Below are 26,030 nucleotides of genomic sequence, written 5' to 3'. Positions count from 1 at the left end.
AGCGGTCATACCAGCGGGATGTTGATGCAGGTGAGGATGGCCGCCTGGGCGGAGAGCTGCTGCCTGGTCGCGTCGGGGTCGAGGCGTACCTTCTCGGCGTTCTGGACGGCCTCCAGGAAGGGGGTGTCCGCCTTCAGGTCGTTGTCGGTGTCGACGAGTTCGTACGGGTCGAAGGATCCGTTGGCGAAGTTGAGCCAGGCGGCGAGCAGTTGGCGGTCGAGGGAACGCTTCGGGTCCAGGAGCAGGTTGAGGAAGAGGACGTTCGCGGCCTTGTCCTGGGTGGATACGTCGACCTTCTCGGAGAACACCGCGCTCGCGTGCTGGACGATCTTCAGATAGCAGTCCAGCGTCTCCTTGCCGAGCCCGGTGAGGTCGCCGGTCAGGTACTTGACGTACCAGATGTCGGCGAGGAGCGACAGCGGGGCGTTGCCCTGGACGATGACGGGCAGCCCGTCGGTCCCCGTGCCGCCGTCGTCGTCGCGAGCCGTGAGGGACAGGTCGTACAGGCAGGGCTTGGTGTACGTGTGGGCCTGGGCGTCCGTCAGGTCGCGCGGCTGGACGCTGGGGCTGCGGGCCGGGTCGGTGTCCGGCGGGTTGACGAGCGAGGTGGTCGTGGTGGCAGGTGTCCCGTCGCCCCACGCCCAGCGCATGGTCTCGTCGTCGCTGCCGGGGTCGGTGATCCGGGCGGTGTACCGCTTCTCCTCGCCCGCGTGGACGACGAGTGTCCGCCCACCGGCGAGCGGCACGGCCCCGGTCTTGTCGAGGGCGACGGTCGGGTCGACGTTGGCGACGGTGACCTCGGTCTCGCGGCAGGTGCTGGTGTCGTCGTCGCTGCCGCAGATCTTCACGGTGAAGGTGCCGTTGTCGCCGAAGGCGAGCGCGCGGCTGAAGGTGAGGGTGGCGTCGGGGCGGTTGTTCTCCAACTGCCCAGACAGCGGGACGGGTTTGCCGTCGCCGGGGTCGATGGTGGCGGTGAGCGGGTCGAGCCAGCCGGGGTCGGTGACCGTGCCGGAGACGGTGAGCTTGCCGCCCTCCTCACGCGGGCCCTGGACGTTGAAGGTGACCGAGGGCGCCACGTTGGTGACGGTCACGGTCGCCGTGTCGGTGTCGGCCCCGGCCGCGTTGCCGACGCGCAGGCCGACGGTGTACGTGCCGTCCTGCCCGACCCGGTCGAAGAGCGGGCTGACGCCGGTCGCATCGTCGTAGGCGCCGTCGCCGTCGAGGTCCCAGCTGTAGCTGCCGCCGCCACCGGGGACGGTGGAGCCGCTCGCGTCGAGCCGTACGTCGGCGCCTTCCTTGGTGGTGTACGGCCCGCCCGCGTCGGCGGTGGGCCGGCAGCTCGCCGGGAAGTCGGTCGCCGGGTTGGCCTGGTCCTGGCTCGGCGAGGTGGCGCTCGCACCCATGCCCCGGCGGGCGAACACGCCCCACAGCAGGCACTGGTCGGCGCCGCCGTGATTGGCGCGGTCGGCGGCGAGGATGCCGTCGCGGGCGTCCAGGAAGTCGGGCGAGGACGGCGTGAGCTTCATGCCGTCGACCATCAGCTGCTCGTGTCGCTGCTTGCCGGTGGCGGAGCCGTACGCGCCGACGAGCGCGGTCCGCATGTCCCACATGGTGGTGGCCCAGATCTCGCCGTCGGCGTGCACGCTGCAGCTGCCGTCGTCGCAGAGATCGGCGTAGGTGAGGTGGCTGTTGTTGTACGCGACGCGGCGTATGCCGGTGGCTCGGCCGTTGTTGTACTCGCCGTACACCGGGTCGTTCCACAGCGAGGTGGCCACGGCGTCGCTCCAGCCCTCGCCGAGCGCGCCGGTCTGCACGCCGTCGCCCATCTCGCCGCCGCCGACGAGCCGGTGGGACAGGCCGTGGCTGTACTCGTGGGCGATGGTGTCACCGTTCATGGCCCGGTGCACGTTGTGGTTGTCGCAGGAGGCGCGTCCGACGAAGAGCCGCATCGTCGGGTTCTGGCCGTCGGCGGGGGTGCCGAAGTCGGCGTTGCAGGCGGAGTCCCCGTTGGCGTCGAAGTCGACGTAGACCTGCACGCGGTCGCCGCCGGCACCGCCGTTGCCGAGGTTGTCCTCCTGGAAGTTGCCCGACGCCTCGTCGAAGCCGAGCCCGTAGAGGTGGTCGTGCATGCGGTTGGCGTAGTAGAAGGCCTGGGTGACGACCGCGTCCCGGTCGGTGGTGAGGTCGGTGCCGCCGCTGGTGCGGAAGGCGTCCGTGAAGGTGTGGTCGAAGTGCTGGTAGGCCGGGTCTCCGGCGGCCGGGGTCTGGGGCTGGTGGCCGAGCGTCTCCTGGCCGTCGGGGTCGTGGGACACCTCGCCGTTGTTGCCGGTGGTGACCCGGCCGGTGACCCAGGAGCGGCCCAGGCCGCTGAAGGGGACGGTCGTCGCGCTGCCGAGGGTGGGGTTCTGGGCGGTGAAGACCCGGCCCTCGGGGCCCTCGTTGCTGGTGAGGTCGGTGCGCAGGAGGACGGTGCCGTTCCCGGCGTCGACGACGATGTCGTACAGATGCTTGTTGTCGGCGGTGAGGGTGGTGCGCCAGGCCGGGCGGGCGGTGCCGTCGGCGAGCGGGAAGGTGACCCGCGTTCCGGTGGCGGTGTCGGACGAGGCCTCGGACGGGGCGACGGAGGCGGGATCGGTGCCGACGGAGGCCGCGGCCCGGTCGAGCGCGGCGCGCTTGTCGAGGGTGACCGTGCCCGTGGCGCGGGCGTCCGGGACGAGGCTGCCGGTGACGGTGAGGATGCGGCCTGCCGCGTCGACGGCTACCGAGAGACGGGCGCCGTGCACGGGGACAGCCCGGTCGCCCTGGTCGCTCTGGCCGATGAAGACATGCCGTACGCCGTTGTGTTCGGTGCGGTACGACCTGACGACGGTGAGGGTGTCCAAATCGGCGGCGGAGAAGCCGTAGAGGGCCGCGTGGTCGCGTATGTGGTCCAGCGCGAGGGTGCGCGGGTCGGTGGTGGTGCCGGCGGCGGTGAGGGAGTTGCGGCCCTGCGGGGTGAGCAGCCTCGGCGTACCGAACCGGCCCCAGCGGACGGCCGTGGCGTCGAGTTCCTTCGCGGCGCGCAGCTGCGCGGCCGTGGGCGCGACGCGCTTGTTCCCGCGTACGTCGATGTCGGGGTACGGCAGATCCGGCTGCTCCTGGGCCGCTCTTTCCCGCGTCCCGGGGCGTTCGCCGGCGGTGGCGGCCGACGGTGTGACCGTGAGCGCCGGTAAGGCGAGCAGAATCGCGCCGATGACCAGTGATCGTGCGCGCGTCGACAGGCGTGTGGGTGGCATCGATCTCCCCCGTCCGGTGGCTTCCTGACTGCGGACCGGGGACAAGGTATGTGCGCATGACAAGAGGGCGGAAGGCCGCACATCGCCCCCGCCCGGCGGGCGACGACAGTCCCGCCACATCCGGCGGAGATCATTCCCCCTGGCCGACGGCGTTCAACGGACCATCCGCAGAGGGAACCCCGCACCCATGGCCGGGAAAGCGCCTTGCATGGAGAGGTGGTGAAAGATCTGACGGCCGTGATCAGAACTGCCGGCCGGGTGGCGACGGCAGGGCAGAGCGCGGGGGCGGCGGATCACCGCGGGCCCTCCTCCGGCTTCCACCCCCAGGCCGTGAGCATGCCTGCCGACAGCGCGGCACATGCGTCGGAACCCAGATACCGGATCGCCGCGTCGACGACAGCGTCGTCGACCAGGCCGGTGGCGCGCATCGGCGCCCTGCTCCGCTCCCATGTGTCCGCCCAGAAACGGCTGATGGGACTGCCCGGCAGCAGCGGCGGCACATGAATCTCGGCGGCGACGGGCACGAGGCCCGCCCCGCGGAGCAGCTGCGGGTACGACGGCACCCAGGAGACATCGGTGCCGATGGTGTCCCGCAGCGCCCGCCACATCGCCCGCATCACCGTGGTGTACGGAGTGGCGGGCGTCCGGTCGCTCGTCAGGTCGACCGCGTCGCTGAGCACCAGCACACCGCCGGGCTCGACGAGTTCGGCGAGTCGGGTGATCAGGCGCTCCCGCTCGGGAAGGTGCATCAGCACGAAGCGCGCGTGGACGAGCCGGAACCGCCCGGGTGCGAAGTCCGAGGCGGTGACGTCGGCCTCCAGCACGTCGAGCCCGGTCACCGGCCGCTCGCAGAGAAAACGTACGTCACGGTCCACGGCGAGCACACCCGTCACCCCGGCCTCGTCGAGGAGCCGACGGGAGACCGAGCCCGTGCCGGCGCCCACGTCCAGGCACCGCCATCCCGGACCGGCCCCGAGCGCACGCAGCCGCGCGAGGGTGATGTCGTCGTAGGCGAGGGCGCCGAGGTCGATGCGCTCGCCCTCACCCGCCCGCTCGGGACGGAACACGGCCTCGCCGTAGCGTCCGTCGCCCGGCGCGTCCCCGCGCGAGGCGGTGGTCACGTCGCCGCCGAGGTGACGCGGAGGTTCTCGTCACGGTACGGAGGGCGCTCGAACAGTCTCATGGCCGAATCTCTTCTTGCAGTGGGGGAGTTGAGGGCAGCCGGCGATCGTCGTCGATCTCCTGGACGTCGGCGCCGAGACCGCCTCCCGACAATCCTCCACCGGGCACCGCCCGCACGGCCGAGGCGCGCCGCGCCTGAGCCGATCGGCCGCCCCGAACGCACCCCGACACCCTCGGAGAGGACGCGAATCACCCGCAGGCATTGACAGGTCCATCTCACCGTCACCATTCTTGAGAGCGCTCTCAGGACCCGCTCCCCCAGGATTCCCCCTCCCACGGACACCTCGCACAGCTACCTCCCACAGACCCCTCCCGCAGACCTCTCTCGCAGACCCCTCCCACGGATTCCCCCACGCACGGAGTCCCCCACCTCCGAGGAGCCCCACATGTCCGCACATCGCAGGCGCACTCGCGCCCCACTCGTCCCCCTGGTCGCCGCCGCGTTGATCAGCACCGCTGTCACCGTCGCCGGGCCCTCCGACTCCGTCCAGGCCGCCGTCCCCGCGACGATTCCGCTCACGTTCACGAACAACTCCGGCCGCGGCGAGCAGGTCTACGTCTACAACCTCGGCACCGAGCTCTCGACGGGCCGGCAGGGATGGGCGGACGCGAACGGCACCTTCCATCCCTGGCCTGCCGGAGGGTCCACCCCCGTGCCGGCGCCCGACGCCGCCATCGCCGGTCCGAGCAACGGCGGGTCGATGACCATCCGGCTGCCGAAGTTCTCGGGCCGGATCTACTTCAGCTACGGACAGAAGCTGGTGTTCAAGCTGGCGACCGGCGGCCTCGTACAGCCCGCGGTCCAGAATCCGAGCGACCCCAACAGGAACATCCTCTTCAACTGGTCCGAGTACACGCTCAACGACGCGGGCCTCTGGATCAACAGCACCCAGGTCGACATGGTCTCGGCGCCGTACGCCGTCGGCGTGAAGCGCCCCGACGGCACCGTCGCGAACACGGGACACCTCAAGCCCGGCGGCTACCGGGGCTTCTACGACGCACTGCGCGGCCAGCCCGGCGGCTGGGCCAACCTCATCCAGACCCGCGCCGACGGCACGGTGCTGCGTGCCCTGGCGCCGGGCCACGGCATCGAGGCCGGCGCGCTGCCGTCGGGGGTCATGAACGACTACATCAACCGCGTCTGGAGCACGTACGCCACATCCACCCTGACCGTGACGCCGTTCGCGAACCAGCCCTCGGTGAAGTACTTCGGCCGGGTCTCGGGCAACGTCATGAACTTCACCAACGGCTCCGGCGCCGTCGTCACCTCGTTCCAGAAGCCCGACTCCGACAGCGTCTTCGGCTGCTACAAGCACCTCGACGCCCCGAACGACCAGGTACGCGGCCCCATCTCACGTACCCTCTGCGCGGGCTACAACCGCTCCACGCTGCTCACCAACCCGAACCAGCCGGACACCTCGTCGGCCGGCTTCTACAAGGACTCGGTGACCAACCACTACTCCCGCAAGATCCATGCCCAGATGGTCGACGGCAAGGCGTACGGCTTCGCCTTCGACGACGTCGGCGCCCACGAATCGCTGGTGCACGACGGCAACCCGCAGCAGGCGTACGTCACGCTCGACCCGTTCGACTAGTAGTGCTTTGTTTGGTGGTCTTGTCGTGGTGGGTGGGTGGTAGTTCGCTGGCTGTATGAGGGCTGGGGAGCTTGCCGCGGTGCGGGGCCGGTTGGAGGGTTTCGCGGCGGAGGTGTTCGCGCCGTTGGTGCGTCGGGACCAGAGAGCGAAGGGCGCGTTATATCTGCGGGGGCTGCTGCTGGACGGCCGCAGGAAGTCGATGCAGCCGATGGCTGAACGGCTCGGTGTCGATCACCAGCAGTTGCAGCAGTTCATCACGACCTCGACGTGGCAGGTCAGGGACGTGCGCGCCCGGCTGGCGTGGCGGGCGGTGGCCGTCGTGCAGCCGCAGGTGTGGGTGGTGGACGACACCGGCTTCCCCAAGGAAGGCCGTTCCTCGGCCGGGGTGGCCCGGCAGTACTCGGGCACCCTGGGCAAGGTCGGCAACTGCCAGATCGGCGTCAGTGTCCACGCCGCCTCCGAGGAGGCTTCGTGCCCGTTGTCCTGGCGCCTGTTCCTGCCCGCCGCCTGGGACGGTCCCGACGCCCAGGCCCGCAGGCGGGCCTGCCGGATCCCCGACGACGAGCGCCACCGTCCCAAGTGGCAGCTCGCCCTGGACATGCTCGACGAACTCGCCGGCTCCGGGCTGCGGCCCGCCGTCCTGGTCGCCGATACCGGCTACGGCGCGAACGCCGACTTCCGCCACGGCCTGGACGAACGCGGCCTGGCCTGGGTGCTGCAGGCCAAGGGCGAGATGACCGCCCACGGCCGGGACGCGGTGCCGCACCAGCCCGAGTACGGCGGGCTCGGCCCCAGGCCGCTGCCCCGCTACCGCACCCGGCCCGTGTCATTGCGCGAGCACATACTGGCCGCAGGTCGCGGCCGCGGTCGGACCGTGACCTGGCGCAAGGGATCGAAGGCGGCGATGAGCTCGCACTTCGTTTCCTGCGCGTCCGGCTCGCGGGCCGTCGCCCGAAACCGGCCGCCGACGGCACGATCGGGCTGTCCTGGCTGATCGCCCGGTGGCCCGAGGGCGAGCGCGAACCGGTGCAGTACTGGATCTCGAACCTGCCACCCGATATCCCCGCCAGGGATCTGGTCCGGCTGGCAAAAGCCCGGTGGCGGATCGAGCACGACTACCGCGAGCTGAAAACAGCCCTGGGCCTGGACCACTTCGAGGGCCGTTCGTTCGCCGGCTGGCACCGGCACGTCACCCTCGTCACCGCCGCCCACCTGTTCCTGACCGAACAGCGGAGACACCCAAAAGCCCCTGCCAGGGCCTGACCCTCTACCAGGCCCTGGACCTCCTCCAACAGCTCATCGCCACCTGGACCGGCACCTGCCCCATCTGCCGACAGACCGTCCCATGGCAGCCCTACGACACCACCTAACAAAGCACTACTAGGACCTGTCCGGACGATCAAGGTCGCGTTCCATCGGGCAGAATGCCCTGGGTGGATGCCTCAATGACCATGGCGGATGCCCTGAATCGCAAGAACCCCTGGACGCCCGCTCACCAAGCGGTGGAGCTGAGCGACCATGCCACGCTCACGCGCATCCTCGACGAGGGAGCCGACGCTGACGAGGTCTGCAGCCAGATGACTCTGCTGATGCACGCCATCGACACAGAAGTCGATGTCGCGAACCAGTCGGGGGAACCGATCGACAGCGCACTGACCGCGATCCTCCTGGCATACGGTGCTGATCCACATCTCGTGGTCAACGGTGAAGCTGCCTACGACTGGGCCTGCAAGCTCCGCCACGACATGGCGATCAGGCTGATGGATCGGTTCAGCACCCGCCAGACCAAATTGACAGCCCGATTCAGAAGGATCCGCCGGCGGTAGCATTTGCCGCTGATCGGCTGCTGAGACATGGCAGGGGCTCCAGCCGGTCGAGGGCATGGTCGGCCCGCGATGTCGTGTGCCAGGGTGACGGTATGGATTGGCAGTCTGAGAGCCCAGAACTCTGGGCATTTTTGGAGTCCCTGCACCGCGGCGACATCCTGTCCGGCACCGTCGCGGCGATCGAGCCGTTCGGGGTCTTCGTGGCCCTGGACGACGGGCCTGCCCATCCCCTCTTCCCTGGTGTCGGGTTCATCGTCATCCCCGAACTGTCCTGGCGGCACATGGACGCTCCCACCGATGTCGTTCAGGTAGGCCAGCGTGTCTCGTGCGAGTTCCTCCAGTTCGACACCTACAACGCGGAGGCCAGACTGTCCTTGAAGGCACTGCAGCCCGACCCCCTCCAGGCTTTCGGCGACCGTACAGCGGTGGGTCAGGAACTCCGTGGGACGGTGGAGAAGGTGCTTCCCTTCGGCATCATCGTCGACCTCGGGGACGGGATTGCCGGGCTGGTCCCCTTCAGAGAAACCCACGGCGGCCCTGCGGTAAGTCCGCTGGAAGACTTCGAGGTCGGAGAGGAGATCACTGTCATCGTCATAAAGATCGACCCGCCGACACGCCGGGTCCTCCTCTCCAGGCCGCAGGGCGGCCGGCACGAAGGTGTCGTGCCGGTCATGTGACGCCCGGCGTGCCCCAGCCGTTGATGTGGGCATGGGGCGGGGTGATCTGAGTGATGCCGAGTGGGAACGGCTGCGGCCATTGCTGCCGGTCAGCAATGGGCGTTGTGGCAGGTGGCGGGATCACCGGCAGGTGATCGACGGGATTCTGCACCGGGTGCGGACCGGGGTGCAGTGGCGTGACCTGCCCGAACGGTTCGGACCATGGAAGACCGTCTACGAACGCCACCGCCTGTGGTCGGCCGACGGCACCTGGGAACGTCTCCTCCAGCAGGTCCAGGCCGCAGCGGATGCCGCAGGCGAGATCGACTGGGACATCTCGGTCGACTCCACCATCGTCCGCGCCCACCAGCACGCGGCCGGAGCCCGTACTGACCCGCCGCCTGCCCCTGTGTCAAAGGGGGTCGAACCGCTAGAACACCAGGACGAGACGGCGTGGCAGAGCCTCACCGCCCGCCTGGTGGAGGTGGTGCAGGAGGTGAGGGCCTGGGCCGCTCGCGCGGCGGGTTCACCAGCAAGCTCCACCTGAGTGCCGATGGCCGCTGCCGCCCGCTGTCCCTGGTCGTTACGCCAGGGCAGCGGGCCGACTGCACCCAGTTCCAGCCGGTGCTGGAGAAGATCCGCGTCCCCCGGTTCGGGCCGGGCAGGCCCCGCGAGAAGCCGGACAGCGTCGCAGCAGACAAGGCCTACAGCAACGGCCCCGTCCGCGAGTACCTACGCCGGAGGGGTATCCGACACACGATCCCGGAGAAGACCGACAGCCGGGCCGCCCGCCTGCGCAAAGGCTCACGCGGCGGACGGCCACCCGGCTTCAGCGAGGAGCGGTACAAGAGACGCAACACGGTCGAACGGGCGATCAATCGCTTAAAGCAGCACCGGGCAGTCGCCACTCGCTACGACAAACGCGGCTACGTCTTCCTTGGCACCGCTACCGCAGCAGCCCTCATGATCTGGCTCCGCAGCTGAGTACCGGCGTCACAAGGCAATGGGCCGGTGCGCCAAGGCCAGGTCGACCACTTCCTCGGCCGACAACTCCCGCTCCGGCGGCCAAAAGACCAGGCCGCTGACGTGACCGGACGGGCAGGCCAGAGCCATGTCCAGCCTGTCGTTCACCTCATCTTCGGAGACGTAGTCCGCTTCCATGATCCGCTGCACGAGCGCAACCGCTTCCGCCCGACTCAACTCCACTGCACTCATCAGGCCCCTCCCTCGACGTCACCGTAACGAGCGGCATGATCGGCCGGACCCTAGGCCGTGACGCGGTCGGGCCGATCACCCGGGAGATCGGCTACACGGCCGGGCGTGCCACGCGGTAGCGGAGGTGGACGAATCTCGCACTGAAGGTGCGGGTCTCGACGAGTTCGAGATCCACCCTGCGCTCGTCCCGGGGAAAGAACGGAATGCCGCCGCCGACCAGCACCGGGTGGACCACGACCTGGTACTCGTCGATCAGACCCAGCGAGGCCGCCTCGGCGGCGAGAGTCGCGCCGCCGATCGCGATGTCGCCCTCCCCCGGCTCGGCGCGCAGCCGCTCGATCTCCTCCGCGAGGCCGCCGGAGACCAGGCGGGCATTGCCCTGCACCGTCGACAGCGTGGTGGAGAACACCACCTTGGGGAGCGGCTTCCAGAGCGCGGTCCACTCGCGCATGGAGTCGTCGAGCGAGGGGTCCTGGTCGGCGGTCTCCCAGTACAGCATCGTCTCGTACAGCCGTCGCCCCAACAGGTGGACGCCGACCCCCCGGATCTCGTCGATCCAGAAGCGAAAGACCTCCTCGTCGGGGACCGTCCAGTCGAAGCCGCCGTCCGGCCCGACGATGTAGCCGTCGAGTGAGACGCCCATCGAGTAGGTCACGCTGCGCATCAGAGGTCCTCCTCGGGATCGGTTCCGACCCTACGACGGCCGGCCGTCGGCCGTCGTAGGACTCGCTCGCGGGATCCCGATCAGCCGGCGAGGACGGCGCCCAGCCAGTCGCGGTAGTGGGTGGGGGCCCGGCGGGCGTCGGGGCTGGGGGTGAGGACGTCGCCGCGGACGGCGGCGAACATGCCCGCCTGGTCGTCGACGACGACGCGGCGGTCGTCGCCCCGGGCGGCCAGGGTGATCCGGCCGATCTCGTCCAGCGTGAGGACGTCGGGTCCGGCGACGTCGAGGGTCCCGTCGAGCGGCTCCGCGGTGGCGACGCCGGCGAGGGCGGCGACCACGTCGGCCGACGCGATGGGCTGCAGCGGGGTGGCGGGGAGACGGACCTCGCCGTCGGTCGCGGTCCAGGAGATCACGGCGTCCATGAACTCGAAGAACTGGGTGGCGCGGACGATCGAGTACGGGGTGGGGCCGTTGCGCAGCAGGTCCTCCTGGACCACCTTCGCGCGGTAGTAGTCCAGGTCGGGGACCTGGTCCACGCCGACGATGGAGAGGGCGACCTGGTGGCGCACTCCGGCTCGCTCGCCCGCACGGAGCAGGTTGCTCACGGTGGTGCGGAAGAAGGCGGGGGACTGGTCGTCGAAGGTCGGGGAGTTGGACACGTTGACGACCGTGTGGGCGCCGGCGAGAGCCTCGTCCAGGCCGGCGCCGGTGAGCAGGTCGACCCCCGAGGACAGTGAGGCCGGAACCACGTCGTGGCCGGCCTTCCGGAGCACGGCGACGAGCTGTGAGCCGATGAGGCCGGTGCCGCCGATGACGGTGATCTTCATGGTGTGCCTTCCTTCGTGGGTCGGTCGTGACCCCGGGACGCAAACTCGGATACCCGATGTCCGAGATGATACTCGGATAGTCTGTATCCGAGTCAAATGGGGAGGCGACATGAAACTGTCCGGTGGCGTGGAGTGGGCGCTCCACTGCTGTGTGGTCCTGACGGCGGCGAGCCGACCGGTACCGGCGGCCCGCCTCGCACAGCTGCACGACGTGTCGCCGAGTTACCTGGCCAAGCAGCTGCAGGCACTGTCGCGGGCGGGTCTCGTGCGATCCGTCCAGGGCAAGACCGGCGGATACGTGCTGACCAGGCAGGCCGCCGAGATCACGCTGCTCGACGTCGTACGGGCCGTCGACGGGCCCGATCCCGCCTTCGTCTGTACCGAGATCCGGCAGCGCGGGCCGCTGGCGACACCACCCGAGAAGTGCACGAAGCCCTGCCCGATCGCCCGGGCGATGGGGGCGGCGGAAGCCGCGTGGCGGGCCTCGCTCGCAGCGACGACCATCGCCGATCTCGTCGTGTCGGTGGAGGGTGACAGCGGGCCGGACGCGCTCCCGGGAATCGGCTCGTGGCTGACCGCGGGCGCGGACACCCCGTAGGAGGAGCCCGGCGGGTCAGGGTCGGACAGGCCGGCGGAGCAAGACCCGCACGGACGGGCCTGACGGGTGACATGGGTGCGGGTCGACGGCGACTCCGCCGCGGTGCGGGTGCGCCCCGGCCAATACTCCCGCCATGAGATCAGCTCGCTCCCCGTTCCGGTCCCGCGCCGTCGCGGTCACCGCACTCGCCGCGCTCCTCGCGCTCGGCGCCCCCGTCACGGCCGTCGGCGGCTCCACCGGCGACGGCCACGATCGCCGGCCCTGCGACGCTTCCCGGCTGCCCGACCGCGGCCCGGCACGCGACGTCCTTCGGATCGCCGAGCAGGCCAAGGCGGAGATGGACCTCGAATCCGTGATCCTGCGGGTCACGGTCGACCGCCGCGAGGTCGTCACCACCGCGCTCGGCGAGTCGATGACGGGCGTACCGGCCGCCCCCGCCATGCACTTCAGGAACGGCAACATCGCGATCAGCTACCTGGGCACCGCTCTCCTGCGCCTGGTCGACCAGGGCAGGGTCGGTCTCGACGACCCCGTGGCGCGCTGGCTGCCGGACCTCAAGGACGGCAAGAGGATCACCTTGCGGATGCTGGCCGCCTCCACCACCGGTCTCGTGGACTACGTCACCACCCCCGGTTTCGGTGAGACCGTCTCCGCGAATCCCTTCCGCCAGTGGACGGCCAGGGAACTGGTGGCCATCTCGACCGGCAGGCAGCGGTGGTACGAGCCGGGCACCAACTGGAGCTACTCGCACGCCAACTTCGTCCTGCTGGGCGCCGCCCTGGAGAAGATCACCGGAACCCGGCTGGACGTCCTGCTCAAGCGGCAGGTCCTGGGCCCCCTCGGGCTGCGCGAGACCCGTAACAGCTTCACGCCCGACATCCCCGAGCCCGTCCTGCACGCCTTCACCGCCGACCGCGGGACGTACGAGGAGTCCACCTTCTGGAACCCCTCGTGGACCACGGCCCCCGGCGCCGTACAGACCACCGACATCTGCGACCTGGCCCGCTCGGCCGTCGGCATCGGCTCGGGAGAGCTGCTGTCCCCGTCCTCGTACCAGGAGCTCCTGAACCCGGGGACGGTCGGCCTGGGCCACGAGACCAGGACGTGCCCCGCGACGGTCTGCCTCGCGAACACCGAAGCCACCCACTACGGCATGGGCCTGCTCGTCCTGGGCGACTGGGTCGCCCAACACCCGTTGTTCTTCGGCTACTCCGCCTCCCAGGCCTACCTCCCGTCCGAGCGCCTGGCCATCGCCGTCTCGACCACGAACGGCCCCACCGCCACGGACGGCCACAGCGCCCACGTCATCACCCAGCGCATCGCCGCGGCGCTCGCCCCGAACCATCCGATCCCCGACTTCGGCTGACCCCCGCCGGCTCGGCGGTCGTGTCCCGTGCCCGGGGGGGAAGGCCGTTCCCTCCGGGTGCGGATACGGCCAAGGGGAGGGACAGCCTCCGACCGTGAGGGCGCCGGCCCTCGAAAAGCGCGCGGGGACTGCGATCCGGACGGGTCGGTCCGGGCCGGTGTCGCACAAGCATCGATCGGCCGTCACACAGCCGTCACACCGCCGTCGTGGTCCCATCGAACTCCCCGGCTTCGAGATGGCTTGAAACCACGCGGCCTCAATCCTCCACGCCCGCCCCGCCGTTGATCACCTCACATACTGCGCTGACCGGCGGCGGGCGTCATCGCGTCCCCGGCCGGAACCGACCATTCGACCTCATCCCAAGCTCCTGGGGGAGACTTGCGCGCACAAGTGAAGAGAGCACGCGCCTTCACCATCGCAGCGGCCACATCGGTGGCGCTCGTAGCAGGCATGACCGGCCCCGCGACGGCGATCGCCGCGTACGCGACGGCCGCACCGGACACCGCACGCGCCGACGGCAACCAGCGGATCCCGCTCATCACGGGCGACCGCGTGGTCGTGGACGCCAAGGGCCGGATGGTGGGCTTCGAGTCCGCCGCCGGCCGTGAGCACATACCCGTACAGGTGCAGCGCATCAAGGACCGCACTCTCGTGGTGCCCAGCGACGCGCAGCGCCTGATATCCGCCGGCCGGCTGGACCAGCGGCTCTTCGACCTCGACGTGCTCACCGACGCGCAGCTGCGCAAGAGCCATCGGGACGGGCTCAAGCTGATCGTGCAGTACGAAGGGGGTGCCGGTGCCGCACGGGCCGAGGTCCGTGCGGCCGGCGACACCCAACTGCGGCGCACGTTCCCGACCCTCGACGCCGACGCCATCCGTACGCCCCAGGACGACGTCGCCAGGGTGTGGGACGCGCTGACCGACCCGCAGAGGAGCGGCGCACGCGCCACCGCCTCCGGCATCGGCAAGGTCTGGCTGGACGGGGTGCGTACGGCGAGCCTGGACCGCAGCGTCCGGCAGATCGGCGCCGACAAGGCGTGGGAGTCCGGGTACGACGGCACCGGCGTCAAGATCGCCGTCCTCGACACCGGCGTCGACAAGACCCACGACGACCTCGGGCCCCAGGTCGTCGGCGAGAAGAACTTCTCCGCCTCCCCCGACGCGGTGGACCGCGTCGGACACGGCACCCACGTCGCGTCGATCGCCGTGGGCACCGGCGCGAAGTCCGGTGGCCTCTACAAGGGCGTCGCCCCCGGCGCCAAGGTGATCAGCGGAAAGGTCCTCGACGACGAGGGCTTCGGCGACGACTCCGCCGTCATCGCGGGCATGGAGTGGGCCGCCGCCGAAGGCGCCGACGTGGTCAACCTCAGCCTCGGCGGCCCCGACAGCCCCGGCGTCGACCCGCTGGAGGCCACGGTCGACAGACTGTCCGCCGAGAAGGGCATCCTGTTCGCCATCGCGGCGGGCAACGACGGCGAGTACGGCGACTCGACGGTGGGTTCGCCGGGCAGTGCGGACGCCGCGCTGACCGTCGGCGCCGTCGACAAGGACGACAAGCTGGCACCGTTCTCCAGCATCGGCCCGCGCGTCGGCGACGGCGCCGTCAAGCCGGACGTGACCGCGCCCGGCGTGGCCATCACCGCGGCCGCCGCCGCCGGCAGCGCCATCGACACGCGCCCCGGCACACCGCACCCCGCACCCGGGTACCTGCAGATCGACGGCACCTCCATGGCCACCCCGCACGTCGCGGGCGCGGCGGCGATCCTGAAGCAGCAGCATCCGGACTGGAAGTCCACCGAGCTCAAGGGCGCGCTGACCGCGTCCACCAAGGGCGGCGACTACACCGCCTTCCAGCAGGGCGCGGGCCGGATCCAGATCGACAAGGCGCTGGCCCAGAGCGTCATCGCCGATCCGGTCTCGCTGAACTTCGGCATGGCGCAGTGGCCTCACACCGACGACCAGCCCCTCACCCGGAAGGTCGCGTACCGCAACCTCGGGACCACCGACGTCACCCTCGACCTGTCGGTGTCCCCGCTCGACCCGAAGGGCAAGCCGGCCCCGGCCGGGTTCTTCACGCTCGGCGCCTCCAAGGTGACCGTGCCCGCCGGGGGCAAGGCCGAGGTCGACCTGACCGCCGACACCAGGATCGGCGACGCCGACGGCACCTACTCGGGTTACGTCACCGCCACCGCCGCGGGCCAGTCCGTCCGGACGGCCGCGGTGGCCGTCCGCGAGGCGGAGTCCTACGACGTCACGCTCAGGGCCGTCGGCCGCGACGGCGCCGACGCCCAGAACTTCTCCAGCACGCTGATCGGCGTCGCCGGCCCCGCCGCCGGCTTCGAGACCCGTATCGACAACGAGCCGGGCAGCCACACGATCCGGGTGCCCAAGGGCTCGTACACGTTCAACACGGCCGTCTACGAGGACCCGTCGGACTACACCAAGGGCACCGACTGGATCGCCCAGCCGAAGCTGGAGATCTCCGGCGACACCACGGTCACCGCCGACGCACGCACCACCAAGCCGGTGGACCTCACCGTGCCCGGCCTCGACACGGTGGACTACGGGGGCACGTACTACGAGCGCACCGCCACCGACATCGGCCGCGTCGGCAACGGCTGGGTCCTCAGGGGCTTCACGGGCTTCCGTACCGCTCACATGGGTCCGGCCGTCACCGACGGCTCGCTCCTGCAGACCTGGGACGCGCACTTCATCAAGGACGCCACCAGCCAGTACTCGGTGGCCTTCGGCGGCAAGGCGAGCAAGGTCGACACCGGCTACACCAAGCACGTGAAGGCGAACGAGCTGGCCACGCTCAAGGTCGGTCTCGGTGCCTCCGCCCCCGGGAAGTCCGCTCTCGTCTCCCCGTACGCCCATATCCCGGGCGCGCCGGAGGGCAACGGATTCTCCGATCCCCAGCCGGCGCCGGGCACGCGCACGTTCTACGTCTCCACCGCCGACGGCGTCGAGTGGCTCACCAGGTTCAACCAGGTGGGCGAGCCCGACCGGTGGGGCTACCCGGCGTTCGAGGGAAGCTGGGAGATGGTCCGGCCGAAGCGCTACGAGGCCGGCGGGACGTATCGGGAGACGTTCAACACGGGCGTCTTCGGACCGCTCCTGGGCGCGAACATGGGCGTCTTCCGCACCGCACCCGACCCGGCGACGGGCGAGCAGCAGCTCATCGGGTCCGTGCCGCTGTTCGCCGACGGCAAGGGTCACCCGGGGCTCGCGCCGTACACCTCGGCCACGTCGACGCTGTACCGCGACGGCGTCAAGGTCGGCGAGAACGACGACCCGCTGACCGGCTCGCAGCCCTTCACGGTCGACGCCGGCGACGCCGAGTACCGGCTGGTGACCTCCGTGGAGCGCCCGGCGAACGCCGCCGGGGCCGCCACCCGCGTCGACGCCGGTTTCACGTTCCGTTCGAAGCAGGTCACGGCCACCACGGCGCTGCCGGTGTCCACGGTCCGCTTCGCGGCCCCCGTCGACCTCACCTCGCGCTCCCCGGAGCACGCGCCGGTCGTGGTCCCGGTGACCGTGCAGGGCTCGGCGGCCGGGAAGAACCTCAAGTCGCTCGTGGTCTCGGTGAGTTACGACAACGGGACGACCTGGCAGCCCGTGCAGGTCCGGAACGGCGCGATCTCCGTGAAGAGTCCGGCGAAGGACCGCGCGATCTCGCTCTCCGCCGTGGTCACGGACAAGCAGGGCAACACGTCGACGCTGACCATCCACAACGCGTGGTCCGGCAAGTAGACACTCCCCCGGTGACCGGTCGAGCGACACTCCCCCGGTAACCGATTCCGACACTGCGGCGTCACCACCCCGAGGTGGTGACGCCGCGCTGTCGTGGTGCGGTCCGGGTGTCGTCGACGCCCCGGCCGGACCGGCCCTTCGACATGCGCGTCACCACACGTGGGCCGACCATGGAAGGAGATCGTGCATGCAGTAGCTACAGACGGGGGGAAGTCAAGGCGTGAGTTGCGGCTCCGCCTTGCTTTCGGCTTCCAGAGGTGGCGAGCGTGGACGTTTTTGATGCCGTCGTCGTCGGGTCCGGATTCGGCGGGTCCGTGACCGCGTACCGCCTGGCCGAGGCCGACCTTCGCGTATGCCTCCTCGAAAGAGGAAAGCCGTTCCCGCCCGGATCCTTTCCGCGGAGTCCCCACGAAGCGGCCAAGAACTTCTGGGATCCGGATTCCCGGCTGTTCGGGATGTACGACATGTGGAGCTTCTCGAAGATGGACGCGCTGGTGTCCAGCGGGCTGGGCGGGGGCTCGTTGATCTACGCGAATGTGATGATCCGGAAGCCGGAGAGCTGGTTCGTCCACGAGGCGTTCGACGGCGGGTACGAGAACTGGCCCGTCACACGCGAGGACCTCGATCCGTACTACGGCCGCGTCGAGACCATGATGGGTGCGCGGAGGTACCCCTTCGATGTGGAGCCCTACCGGAGCACGCCCAAGACCGTCGCCATGCGACAGGCGGCCGAACGGCTGGGGCTTCCGTGGGAACTTCCGCTGCTGGCCGTCTCCTTCGGTGACCCCCCGGTGCCGGGCGCTCCTCTCGAGGGCGGAGAAGACAATCTGCACCACAGCCCGCGCTATGCGTGCCGGCTTGTCGGGGAATGCGACCTGGGGTGCAACTCCGGCAGCAAGAACAGCCTGGACTTCACGTACCTCAGTGCCGCGGACCGGCTCGGGGCGGACATCCGGACCCTCTGTGAGGTCCGTTCGTTCGAACCGGTCCGAGAGGGGTTCCTGGTCTCGTACATCCAGCACGACGCCACCGGGGACGGAGATCCCTCGGCTCCCCCCGAACAGCACACGGTCAGGACCAGGCGGCTGATTCTCTCCGCCGGTACGCTCGGCACCACCTATCTGCTGCTGAGGAACCGCAGCGCCTTTCCCGCGCTCAGCCCGGCACTGGGTACGCGTTTCTCCGGGAACGGCGACTTCCTCGGGCTGGTGTTGAAAGCACGGGAGAGGCGTCAGGACCGGCCCGGGGAGACGGTGCCGCGCCTGCTGGAGCCGAGCTTCGGCCCGGTCATCACCAGTGCGATGCGGGTGGACCGCAAGGGCAGCGGCGCGAGCGACCGCGGCTTCTACATCGAGGACGCCGGGTACCCGGAATTCCTCAACTGGCTCGTCGAACACAATGTCCTCACCCTGTCCAACCGGGTCGCGAGGTTCCTGCTGCGGCGAGGCTGGTCGCAGCTGACCAGGACCGCCGGAAGCCGGGTGGGACGACAGATCGGTGACGCCATGGGCAAGGGGCTGTTCACCGCCACATCCTTGCCGTTGCTCGGCATGGGAAGGGACGTCCCCAACGGCCGGATGTTCCTCCGGGACGGGTATCTGGACCTCGACTGGCAGCTCGCCGCGTCCGATCAGTACTTCGACCAGATGAACGAGACCATGAAGAGCGTGTCCCACAGTCTCGGCGGACGCTACGCCGCGAATCCCCTGTGGTTGCTCAACCGTCTCATCACCGTGCATCCCGTGGGCGGCGCGCCGATGGGGCGCACCGCGCGGGAAGGCGTGGTGGACTCCTTCGGCCGTGTGTACGGCTATCCGGGGTTGTCGATCGCCGACGGCTCGGTGCTGCCCGGTCCCGTGGGCCCGAACCCCTCGCTCACGATCGCGGCGCTGGCCGACCGGTCGGCCGACCGCATCATCGAGGACCACCAGAACCCTGTGAGCCCCTCATGACGACCGGACAGGGCGCCGAGCGCCGCGGCGGATCCCCGCGCAGATCTCTCCTCCTCGCCGGCGGCGGGCTGAAGGTGGCCTACCAGGCCGGGGTCCTCCAGGTCCTGCTCGACGAGGCCGAGCTCACGTTCGACCACGTCGACGGCGCCAGCGGAGGTGTGTTCAACCTCGCGATGTACTGCCAGGGGATGTCCGGGCGCGAGATGGCGGACAACTGGCGCACGCTCTCTCCTCTGAAGGGCGTCAGCCTGAACTGGCGCGAGTGGCCGAAGGGGCCGTACGCCCGCTCCCTCTTCACGATGGACGGCTATCGGCGTCGCGTCTTCCCGGACTGGGGTCTGGACTGGGATCGCATCCGGGCGACCGACCGGGAGGCCACCTTCAACCTCTACAACTTCAGCTCCAACGAACTGGAGGCGGTGACCGCCGACCGCATGGACGAGGACCGCTTCTGTGCCGGAGTGGCGCTCCCCATGTGGTTCCCTCCCGTCGTCATCGACGGACAGACGTACATCGACCCGGTCTATCTGACCGACGGAAACGTCGAGGAGGCGATCCGGCGAGGCTGTGACGAACTGTGGATCATCTGGACCGTGAGCCGACGCCACCGCTGGCGGAACGGCTTCGTGGCCAACTACTTCCACATCATCGAGACGGTGGCCAACGGTCAGCTGCAGCACTGGCTGCGCCGGATCGAGGCCAGCAACACGGCCATCCGCAGCGGGGGCGACGGGGAGTTCGGGCGCCTGATCGATGTCCGGCTCCTGAGCGCCGAGGTCCCCCTCAACTACCTCATCAACTTCAGCAGGGACCGTTTCGCCCAGGCAGTGGAACTCGGAGTCCAGGGTGCTCGCCGCTGGTGCACGGCCCAGGGGATTCCCTGGAAGCCCGGTGCCCCTCCGGGCCGCCCCGACGACCCCACCCGCCTGCGCTTCACGGAACGCATGGTCGGCCGTGTCGTCTTCGGGGAGAGCGACGTCCGGAAGGCCGTCGCGTCGGAGGGTGGCACAACCGCCGACATCTCCGTGCACCTGACGGTCGACATCCGGGGAGTGGACCGCTTCCTCGTCGATCCGGAGCACGAGGGCGCACTGTACGGAGAGGTCGTCTGCCAGGAACTGGGCGGGCGCCTGCCGGTCGAGCGAGGAACCTTCCAGCTGTTCGTGGAGCACTCCGACCCGCAGCACCTGCGGATGCACTACCGTCTGTTCTTCACCGACCGGGCCGGTCACCCGCTCACGCTCACCGGGTACAAGGACGTCAGTGAGGACTCCCGGCGCGGAGTCTGGAAGGACACGTCCGTCCTCTACACGCGCGTTCTCCGTGGCCACGTCGACGCCGGCGAAGAGTCCGAAGCCGAGTCGGTGGCCTCGGGATCCGTGCACATCCGCCCCACCGACTTCCTGAAGCAACTCACCACCTTCCGGGTCGAAGCCCCGACGCTGCCCGGCAGAGTGACCACGCTGGGGCGCTTCGGGCAGTTCTTCCTCGGCAAGTTGTGGGACGTGTACGCGCAGAAAGTCCTGCCCTGGTCTCCGCTGTGACCGATGAGGAGCCGTCGTGGACGTCCATGAGCTGCGCAAGCATATGGAGGCGCTCAGGTTCACCCCCCAGGAACCGGTGCGCTGGCTGGCACCGAAGGAACTGACACGTACGGCGGTCAAGGTAGGGCTGGCCGCCGTGTTCGCCGACTACTCGGACAAGCGCGAGATCCAGGGCGCGCTCGAAGCCGGACTCCTGCGGGCACCGTTGGCTGATCCCAGCGCCGAGGAGATCTGGATCGACTTCGTCGCGGACCTCGGCGACGGATTCGAGGCGACGGCTTCCGTGGCGTCCGCCCTGGCGGAGGACCGCCTCGCCGTCGCCGGACCCGGCCCGCTCCCTCGTGGCTCGCTGCTCGTGCTCGGCGGGGACCAGGTGTACCCGGTGGCGTCGACGACCGCGTACGAGGACCGGATGAAGGGGCCCTACCGCGCCGCGCTCCCGTCGGCGCCGGACGAGCCGCTCATGGTCGCGCTTCCCGGCAACCACGACTGGTACGACGGACTCACCGCGTTCCTGCGGGTGTTCGCCCAGGAGAGTCCCATCGGCGGCTGGCAGACCCGGCAGACCCGGAGCTACTTCGCCGTGGAGCTGCCGCAGCGCTGGTGGCTCGTCGGGCTGGACAGCCAACTCGGCTCCTACTTCGACGATCCGCAGCGGCGCTACTTCGAGTCCCACCTCTCGCCGCGGCTGCAGCCGGGCGACAGCGTGATCGTCTGCTCCGCCGCGCCCACCTGGGTGAAGAGCGACGAGGAGCCCAACGCCTTCAACTCCCTGCACTGGTTCGACCGCAACATCGTGCGGACCCGGTTCGACCGGACCACGCGGAAGCGTGAGGAGACGGGCGCGTCGATTCGACTCTGGCTGACCGGTGACAAGCACCATTACGCCCGCTACGCGGAACGGCTGCCCGACGACGGGCCCGAAGCCGACGACGCCCTGCCTCCGGACCCCCGGCGGCGCCAGATGGTGACGTGCGGCCTGGGCGGCGCGTACCTGGCGGCCACGCACAGGCTCCCCAAGGCTCTGCCGCTGCCGCCGGCCACCTCGCGTATGCGGGAGAAGGACGACCCGCCGCCGGAGTTCGCCCTCGCACAGCACACGTATCCGGATGCGACGGAGTCCCGCTCGCTCGCCCGCGCGATCGCCAAGCCCTGGTCGCGGCACTGGCTCCCGCGGCGCAACCCCGGGTTCGCGGTCCTTGCCGGGGCACTGCAGATCGTCCTGACCCTGATCATGAGCGGCGTGTTCGCGCTGGCCGAGGGCAGACACAATCCCGTCGAGGCCCTGCGGACCGCCGGCGGCGACGACCTGATCGGCCTGCTCTGCACGAGTGCCGCCTTCTTCCTCCTGCCCTTCGTGATCGGCTGGTGGAGCGGGCTGCTGCGCGAACGACGGCCCAGGGCGCCGTCCGGTCCGGTCGTGGCCGTGCTGTTCCAGTTGGCGGTCACCGCCGCGGCACTGACCCTCACGGTCACCATCGCCCGGTCGGTCCCGTCCTCCTGGAACAGGCTCGTGTTCCTGGCGATCCTGCTGGTCGTCGCCGCGGTGGCAGGTGCGTTCCTCGGCTCCCAGCTCTTCGCCCTGTGGGTGCTGTGGTCCAACCAGGGGCTGGTCGCCGAGTGGCAGATGTCCGGGCAGTCCATCGACGACCACAAGGGGTTCGTCAGGATGCACATCGCACGGGACGGCGCACTCACCCTCTATCCGCTGGCGCTCGACGGCATCTGCCGGGACTGGCGCCTCGAGGAGGTGGCGGACACCACGGCCGCGTGGACGCGGCCGGTGCCCGTGACACCGCGGACCGTCCGTCTCATCGAAGAGCCCTTCGTGATCGCGAGGCGCGGCCACGGGTGACGCGGCGCCGTCGTCGCCCGCCGCCGGCCGGGAGCACGGCGTCATCCGGCGCCGTGCTCTCACGGAGCGGCGGCGAGCCGTCGGAGGAGCGTGAGGTCCACGTCCAGGAGGCTGTGCACGATCGTCCTGCGTGGTGCCGGGGGGATGGCGGCGAACGAGGGCACCGCGAGGACCGTGCAGCCGGCCCCTTCCGCGGACGCGATGCCGGTCGGGGTGTCCTCGACGGCGACGCAGCGGGTCGGATCGACACCGAGGGCGGTCGAGGCCGCCCGGTAGGGGTCGGGGAACGGCTTGGTGCGGGGGGTCTCCCCCGCGGCGACGGACGTGGAGAAACGGTGTCGCCCGAGCACGTCGAGGACGGTGTCCACGACGGGCCGGGGCGAGGCCGAGACCAGTGCCATGGGCACCCCCGCGGCGCGGACCGCCCGAAGGAGTTCCACGGCGCCGGGCAGGGGGTCGACCCGCTGTCGTACCAGTTCCGTGAAGCGCCGTTCGAGGGACCCGGAGAGCCTCCACGGCTCGGCGCGGCCGGCCGCACGGGCGGAGAGGTACTCCGCGCAGGCGTCGATCGCCCTGCCGAGGACGAACGCCAGGTCCGCGTCCGTGAGGACGAGGCCGAGGTCGAGGGCCGCATCCTCGACCGTACGTCGCCAGAGTCGCTCGGTGTCGACGAGCGTGCCGTCCATGTCGAAGAGGACCGCTTGGAGTTCGGTGGGCACGGGAGGCTCCCTGGTGGTCGAGGCGGAGGGGGGCCGGGCCTGCGGTTCGATCCCGAGGGGCAGGGCGGTGGCCGGCCGACCCTGAGTCGGGTCGGCCGGCCGGAGTCGGGTCGGGCGGTTCAGGCGAGCGGGCGGCACAGCACGGCGTCGGGGACGCCGCCGTGGTTCCACTTCCAGGTGAAGGCGACGCCGGCGAGGTACTCGCCGTCGGCGCACTGGCCCTTGTAGTAGCCGGGCGCCCAGTCGCTGGCGGTCGATCCTCCGGTCAGGGGCCGGTTGTCGCCGTGGTCGAACCAGAGGACGCGGCCGGTGGTGGGAAGGGGGGCGGCGGCGGGCGCGCAGAGGAGGGCCGCCATGGCGCTGCCGCTGACGCTGTAGCCGACGGCGAAGGTGCGGTCGGGGCACTGGAGCTTGTTGTAGCCGCTCGCCCAGTCGCCCCCGGTCACGTACCGCTCGTCGGTGACGACGGTCCAGGAGCCGCTCGCCTTCGCCGGCTGCCCGGCGTCGGTGCACAGGCCACGGCCGCTGCTCCGGGCGAGGCCGGTCACGCGCTGGCCGTCCGGGCAGTTGCCCTTGCGGTTGCCCGGGGACCAGTCCGGCTTGGCGAGCATGGTGGCGGAGACGTTGTAGTCCGCGTGGTCCAGGTTGAGCATGTTCCAGCGCGGGGCCGGGGCGATCCGGCCGGTTCGGCCGGGGGCGTTGACGAGCTTGTTCCAGTCGGTGGCGCGCCAGTCGCCGGCGTCCATGACACCGAGCCGTGTGCCGTTCGCGCTGTAGTTGACCATGGCCCAGTTGTCCTGCGGCGTGCCGTTCGTGTCGGTCCAGCCGACCAGGGGCCAGATGGCGAAGTCGGTGTCGTTCCTCACCAGGATGTCGGTGAAGTTGCCGAACCAGGCGCGTTCCCTGGCGTCGATGTCTCCTCGGCCGGCGGCGCCGAACTCGCTGATCCACACGGGTGCCGTGAAGTGCTGGCCGGCTCGGGTGACGAACAGGGCCTGGTCGTCGACGACCTGGGCGAGCTGTGCGGGGGTGAACTCCTCGTAGCGCGGGTCGTGTGTCTCGCCCGTGCCGGTGGCGCCGGTGTGGTTGGGGCCCGTGTAGCCGTAGAAGTGGGCCGCGTAGACGAGCTTGTCGGAGCGGATCAGCGTGTTGGACAGGGTGGCGACCGGGGTGAGCGTCGGGCGGCCGTGGGGCGTCAGGTCGGTGGGTATGCCCTGCCAGTTGATGCCCTCCATGACGACGAGCATGTCCGGGTTGGCCTGCAGGATCTTGTTGCCGGCCTCTTCCATTGCCTTGTTGAGGTCGTGGTCGTTGCCCCAGCCCCAGTTGGGGTCGTTCCAGGTGTCTCGGCGGACCTCGTTGCGCAGGTCCGCTCCGACGACCCGCTTGTCGGCCTGGTAACGCTTCGCGAGGAACACCCAGTCGTCGATCCACTGCTGGGTCGACTGACCGCTGTTCCAGCGTTCGTTGCCGTCCAGGCCGCAGCAGAAGCGGTAGCTGGTGGTGTGGTTGTTGAGGACGACGGCGAAGCCGTCGGTGGTCAGGGCCCCGACGACGGCGTCGAGCACCTGAAGCGGGGTCTTGCCCTTGAGTTGCGGGTTGGCGGTGACGGCCGAGTCCGGAACGACGCTGGTGTCGTGGATCAGTGCGTTGGCGAACGGCAGCCGGATGCTGTTCAGGCCGAGGGCGTGGAAGTCGGCCAGGATCTGGGCCATCGGCTTCCTGTCCAGGCCGAGCGGAATGTTGTGCGACATCTGCCTGGCCTGGTGGTTGGCGACGTCGCCGACGTCTCCGCTGCCCTGCCAGGTGCCCTGCGCGCCGGCCCAGTTTCCGGACTTGAGCTTGAACCGGTCGCCGTCGGCGTCGACGACGTACCGGTCCCGGGTCGACAGCGGGGCGGTCCACGAGGCGGCGAGCTGCTCGCCGGTGAGGGCCGGGGTAGGCGCCGCCCCTGGGTCCGCCGCGGCGGTGTTCGGGGTGAGGGTGCCGAGGAGGAGTGCGGACGACGTGGCGAGGACTGCGGTCGCGCGTCGGAGCAGGGTGAATCGGGGTGTCACGGGGGCTCCTTACGGGTGGGGAGTTGTGCCTGCCTTGTACGTGGTGCGGGTACGGGTACGTGCGGTGTGGGGGTCAGGTGCGTGCGGTGTGGGGGTCAGCTCTTGAGGCCGCTGGTGGCGATGCCTTCGACGATGTACCGCTGGGCGACGAGGAACATGACGACGAGGGGCGTGATGGTGACGACGGCACCGGCGAAGAGGCCGGGCAGGTTGACGGTCTGCGAGGTGAGGAAGGTGGACAGCGCGATCTGCGCGGTCCAGGCGGACGGGTCCTGTCCGATGACCAGCGGCCACAGGAAGGAGTTCCAGCTGTCGATGAAGGACAGTGCCCCCAGCGAGGCCAGCATGGCTCCGGAGCTCGGCAGGGCGATCCGGCGGTACAGGCCGAGCCAGCCGAGGCCGTCGAGCCGGCCTGCCTCCTCGATCTCGCTGGGGAACTGGAGGTAGAAGTTGCGGAAGAGCAGCACCGCGAACGGGTTGAAGAGACCGGGCACGATGATGCCCCACAGGGTGTTGACGCCGCCCATGGAGCCGACGACGACGAACGTCGGCACGAAGGTGACCGAGCCGGGGATCATCAGCGTGGCCACGATCAGTGCGAGCACCACGCCGCGTCCCGGGACCGGGATCCGGGCCAGGGCGTAGCCGGCGGCGGAGGCGAGGAGTGTGGAGACCGGCGCGGTGACGGCGGCGATGAGCAGCGAGTTGCCGAGGGCCCGGCCCATGGCGACGGCGGGGTCGTCGAAGAGGGCGGTGAAGTTCTCGAAGTGCATCGTCGACGGCCACCACGTCCACTCCGGCGCCGTCAGGCTCTGCGAGTCCATGAGCGCGTTGCGGAGCATGAGGTAGAAGGGCGCGAGGAAGGCCGTGGTGAGGAGGCCGACGAGCAGACCACGTGCGAGGAGGCGAGCGGATCGGGACAGTCCGGGCAGGGTGATCATGTGCG

The 26,030-nt window shown here is 70.1% G+C and carries 17 protein-coding genes and 2 pseudogenes; 11 read left to right on the top strand and 8 right to left on the bottom strand.

Annotation, left to right across the window (positions count from 1 at the left end; translation table 11 throughout):
• Nucleotides 1–5: 5 nt before the first annotated feature.
• Both OG462_RS35845 and OG462_RS35840 read right to left on the bottom strand, forming a co-directional pair.
• Entirely contained in the window at nucleotides 6–3,275 is a 3,270-nt protein-coding gene (locus OG462_RS35845) for a M36 family metallopeptidase (RefSeq protein ID WP_406064261.1), read from the bottom strand.
• Between the two features lie 293 nt (nucleotides 3,276–3,568).
• Nucleotides 3,569–4,396: a class I SAM-dependent methyltransferase gene (locus OG462_RS35840; protein ID WP_406064259.1), complete on the bottom strand. Its 828-nt coding sequence runs from the start codon at nucleotides 4,394–4,396 to the stop codon at nucleotides 3,569–3,571.
• 447 nt (nucleotides 4,397–4,843) lie between these two features.
• On the opposite strand from OG462_RS35840, the gene OG462_RS35835 reads away from it, so the two are divergent.
• The 5 genes and pseudogenes from OG462_RS35835 (at nucleotide 4,844) to OG462_RS35815 (ending at nucleotide 9,518) form a co-directional block, all read left to right on the top strand.
• Nucleotides 4,844–6,052, top strand: coding sequence for a glycoside hydrolase family 64 protein (locus OG462_RS35835; protein WP_406064257.1), 1,209 nt, complete (start codon nucleotides 4,844–4,846; stop codon nucleotides 6,050–6,052).
• 55 nt (nucleotides 6,053–6,107) lie between these two features.
• Nucleotides 6,108–7,315: pseudogene (locus tag OG462_RS35830) on the top strand (IS701 family transposase).
• Nucleotides 7,316–7,497: 182 nt separating this feature from the next.
• Complete coding sequence (locus OG462_RS35825; protein ID WP_406064255.1) at nucleotides 7,498–7,878, top strand: ankyrin repeat domain-containing protein; 381 nt, start codon at nucleotides 7,498–7,500, stop codon at nucleotides 7,876–7,878.
• 92 nt (nucleotides 7,879–7,970) lie between these two features.
• A complete protein-coding gene (locus OG462_RS35820; RefSeq protein WP_406064253.1) occupies nucleotides 7,971–8,555 on the top strand; it encodes a S1 RNA-binding domain-containing protein in 585 nt (194 codons plus the stop codon).
• A 31-nt stretch (nucleotides 8,556–8,586) separates the two neighbouring features.
• Nucleotides 8,587–9,518, top strand: a pseudogene (locus tag OG462_RS35815) (IS5 family transposase).
• 9 nt (nucleotides 9,519–9,527) lie between these two features.
• Here OG462_RS35815 and OG462_RS35810 read toward each other — a convergent pair.
• The 3 genes from OG462_RS35810 to OG462_RS35800 form a co-directional block, all read right to left on the bottom strand.
• Nucleotides 9,528–9,749, bottom strand: a complete 222-nt coding sequence (locus OG462_RS35810; RefSeq protein WP_406064252.1) for an e9imm peptide — start codon at nucleotides 9,747–9,749, stop codon at nucleotides 9,528–9,530.
• 91 nt (nucleotides 9,750–9,840) lie between these two features.
• A complete protein-coding gene (locus OG462_RS35805; protein WP_406064250.1) occupies nucleotides 9,841–10,413 on the bottom strand; it encodes a dihydrofolate reductase family protein in 573 nt (190 codons plus the stop codon).
• Between the two features lie 80 nt (nucleotides 10,414–10,493).
• Entirely contained in the window at nucleotides 10,494–11,240 is a 747-nt protein-coding gene (locus tag OG462_RS35800) for an SDR family oxidoreductase (protein WP_406064248.1), read from the bottom strand.
• Nucleotides 11,241–11,349: 109 nt separating this feature from the next.
• On the opposite strand from OG462_RS35800, the gene OG462_RS35795 reads away from it, so the two are divergent.
• The 6 genes from OG462_RS35795 to OG462_RS35770 all read left to right on the top strand — a co-directional run bounded on the left by OG462_RS35795 (nucleotide 11,350) and on the right by OG462_RS35770 (nucleotide 22,308).
• On the top strand, nucleotides 11,350–11,838 hold the full coding sequence (locus OG462_RS35795) for an RrF2 family transcriptional regulator (RefSeq protein ID WP_406064246.1): 489 nt from the start codon (nucleotides 11,350–11,352) through the stop codon (nucleotides 11,836–11,838).
• Between the two features lie 133 nt (nucleotides 11,839–11,971).
• Nucleotides 11,972–13,204, top strand: coding sequence for a serine hydrolase domain-containing protein (locus OG462_RS35790; protein WP_406064244.1), 1,233 nt, complete (start codon nucleotides 11,972–11,974; stop codon nucleotides 13,202–13,204).
• 450 nt (nucleotides 13,205–13,654) lie between these two features.
• Complete coding sequence (locus tag OG462_RS35785) at nucleotides 13,655–16,957, top strand: S8 family peptidase (protein WP_406066848.1); 3,303 nt, start codon at nucleotides 13,655–13,657, stop codon at nucleotides 16,955–16,957.
• Nucleotides 16,958–17,214: 257 nt separating this feature from the next.
• Nucleotides 17,215–18,909, top strand: coding sequence for a GMC oxidoreductase (locus OG462_RS35780; RefSeq protein ID WP_406064242.1), 1,695 nt, complete (start codon nucleotides 17,215–17,217; stop codon nucleotides 18,907–18,909).
• A complete protein-coding gene (locus OG462_RS35775) occupies nucleotides 18,906–20,453 on the top strand; it encodes a patatin-like phospholipase family protein (RefSeq protein ID WP_406064240.1) in 1,548 nt (515 codons plus the stop codon). Before OG462_RS35780 ends, OG462_RS35775 begins: the two co-directional genes overlap by 4 nt.
• A 16-nt stretch (nucleotides 20,454–20,469) precedes the next feature.
• Nucleotides 20,470–22,308, top strand: coding sequence for a hypothetical protein (locus OG462_RS35770; protein ID WP_406064238.1), 1,839 nt, complete (start codon nucleotides 20,470–20,472; stop codon nucleotides 22,306–22,308).
• 59 nt (nucleotides 22,309–22,367) lie between these two features.
• Here the strand turns inward: OG462_RS35770 and OG462_RS35765 are convergent, their stop codons facing one another.
• From OG462_RS35765 to OG462_RS35755, 3 genes are all read right to left on the bottom strand, one after another.
• The gene (locus tag OG462_RS35765) at nucleotides 22,368–23,027 is read right to left on the bottom strand and encodes an HAD family hydrolase (protein ID WP_406064237.1); all 660 of its coding nucleotides are present in this window, start codon (nucleotides 23,025–23,027) and stop codon (nucleotides 22,368–22,370) included.
• Between the two features lie 119 nt (nucleotides 23,028–23,146).
• Nucleotides 23,147–25,084 carry a glycoside hydrolase family 5 protein gene (locus OG462_RS35760; RefSeq protein ID WP_406064235.1) on the bottom strand — a complete coding sequence of 646 codons (1,938 nt, stop codon included), beginning with the start codon at nucleotides 25,082–25,084 and terminating at the stop codon, nucleotides 23,147–23,149.
• A 95-nt stretch (nucleotides 25,085–25,179) separates the two neighbouring features.
• Nucleotides 25,180–26,025 (bottom strand): carbohydrate ABC transporter permease, encoded by an 846-nt coding sequence (locus tag OG462_RS35755; RefSeq protein ID WP_406064233.1) that lies wholly within the window; start codon nucleotides 26,023–26,025, stop codon nucleotides 25,180–25,182.
• Nucleotides 26,026–26,030: the final 5 nt, after the last annotated feature.

Source organism: Streptomyces sp. NBC_01077, from assembly GCF_045162855.1.
Lineage (GTDB): Bacteria > Actinomycetota > Actinomycetes > Streptomycetales > Streptomycetaceae > Streptomyces.
Note: the sequence above shows the minus strand (reverse complement) of the source record. Positions and strands in the feature narration are given on the sequence as shown.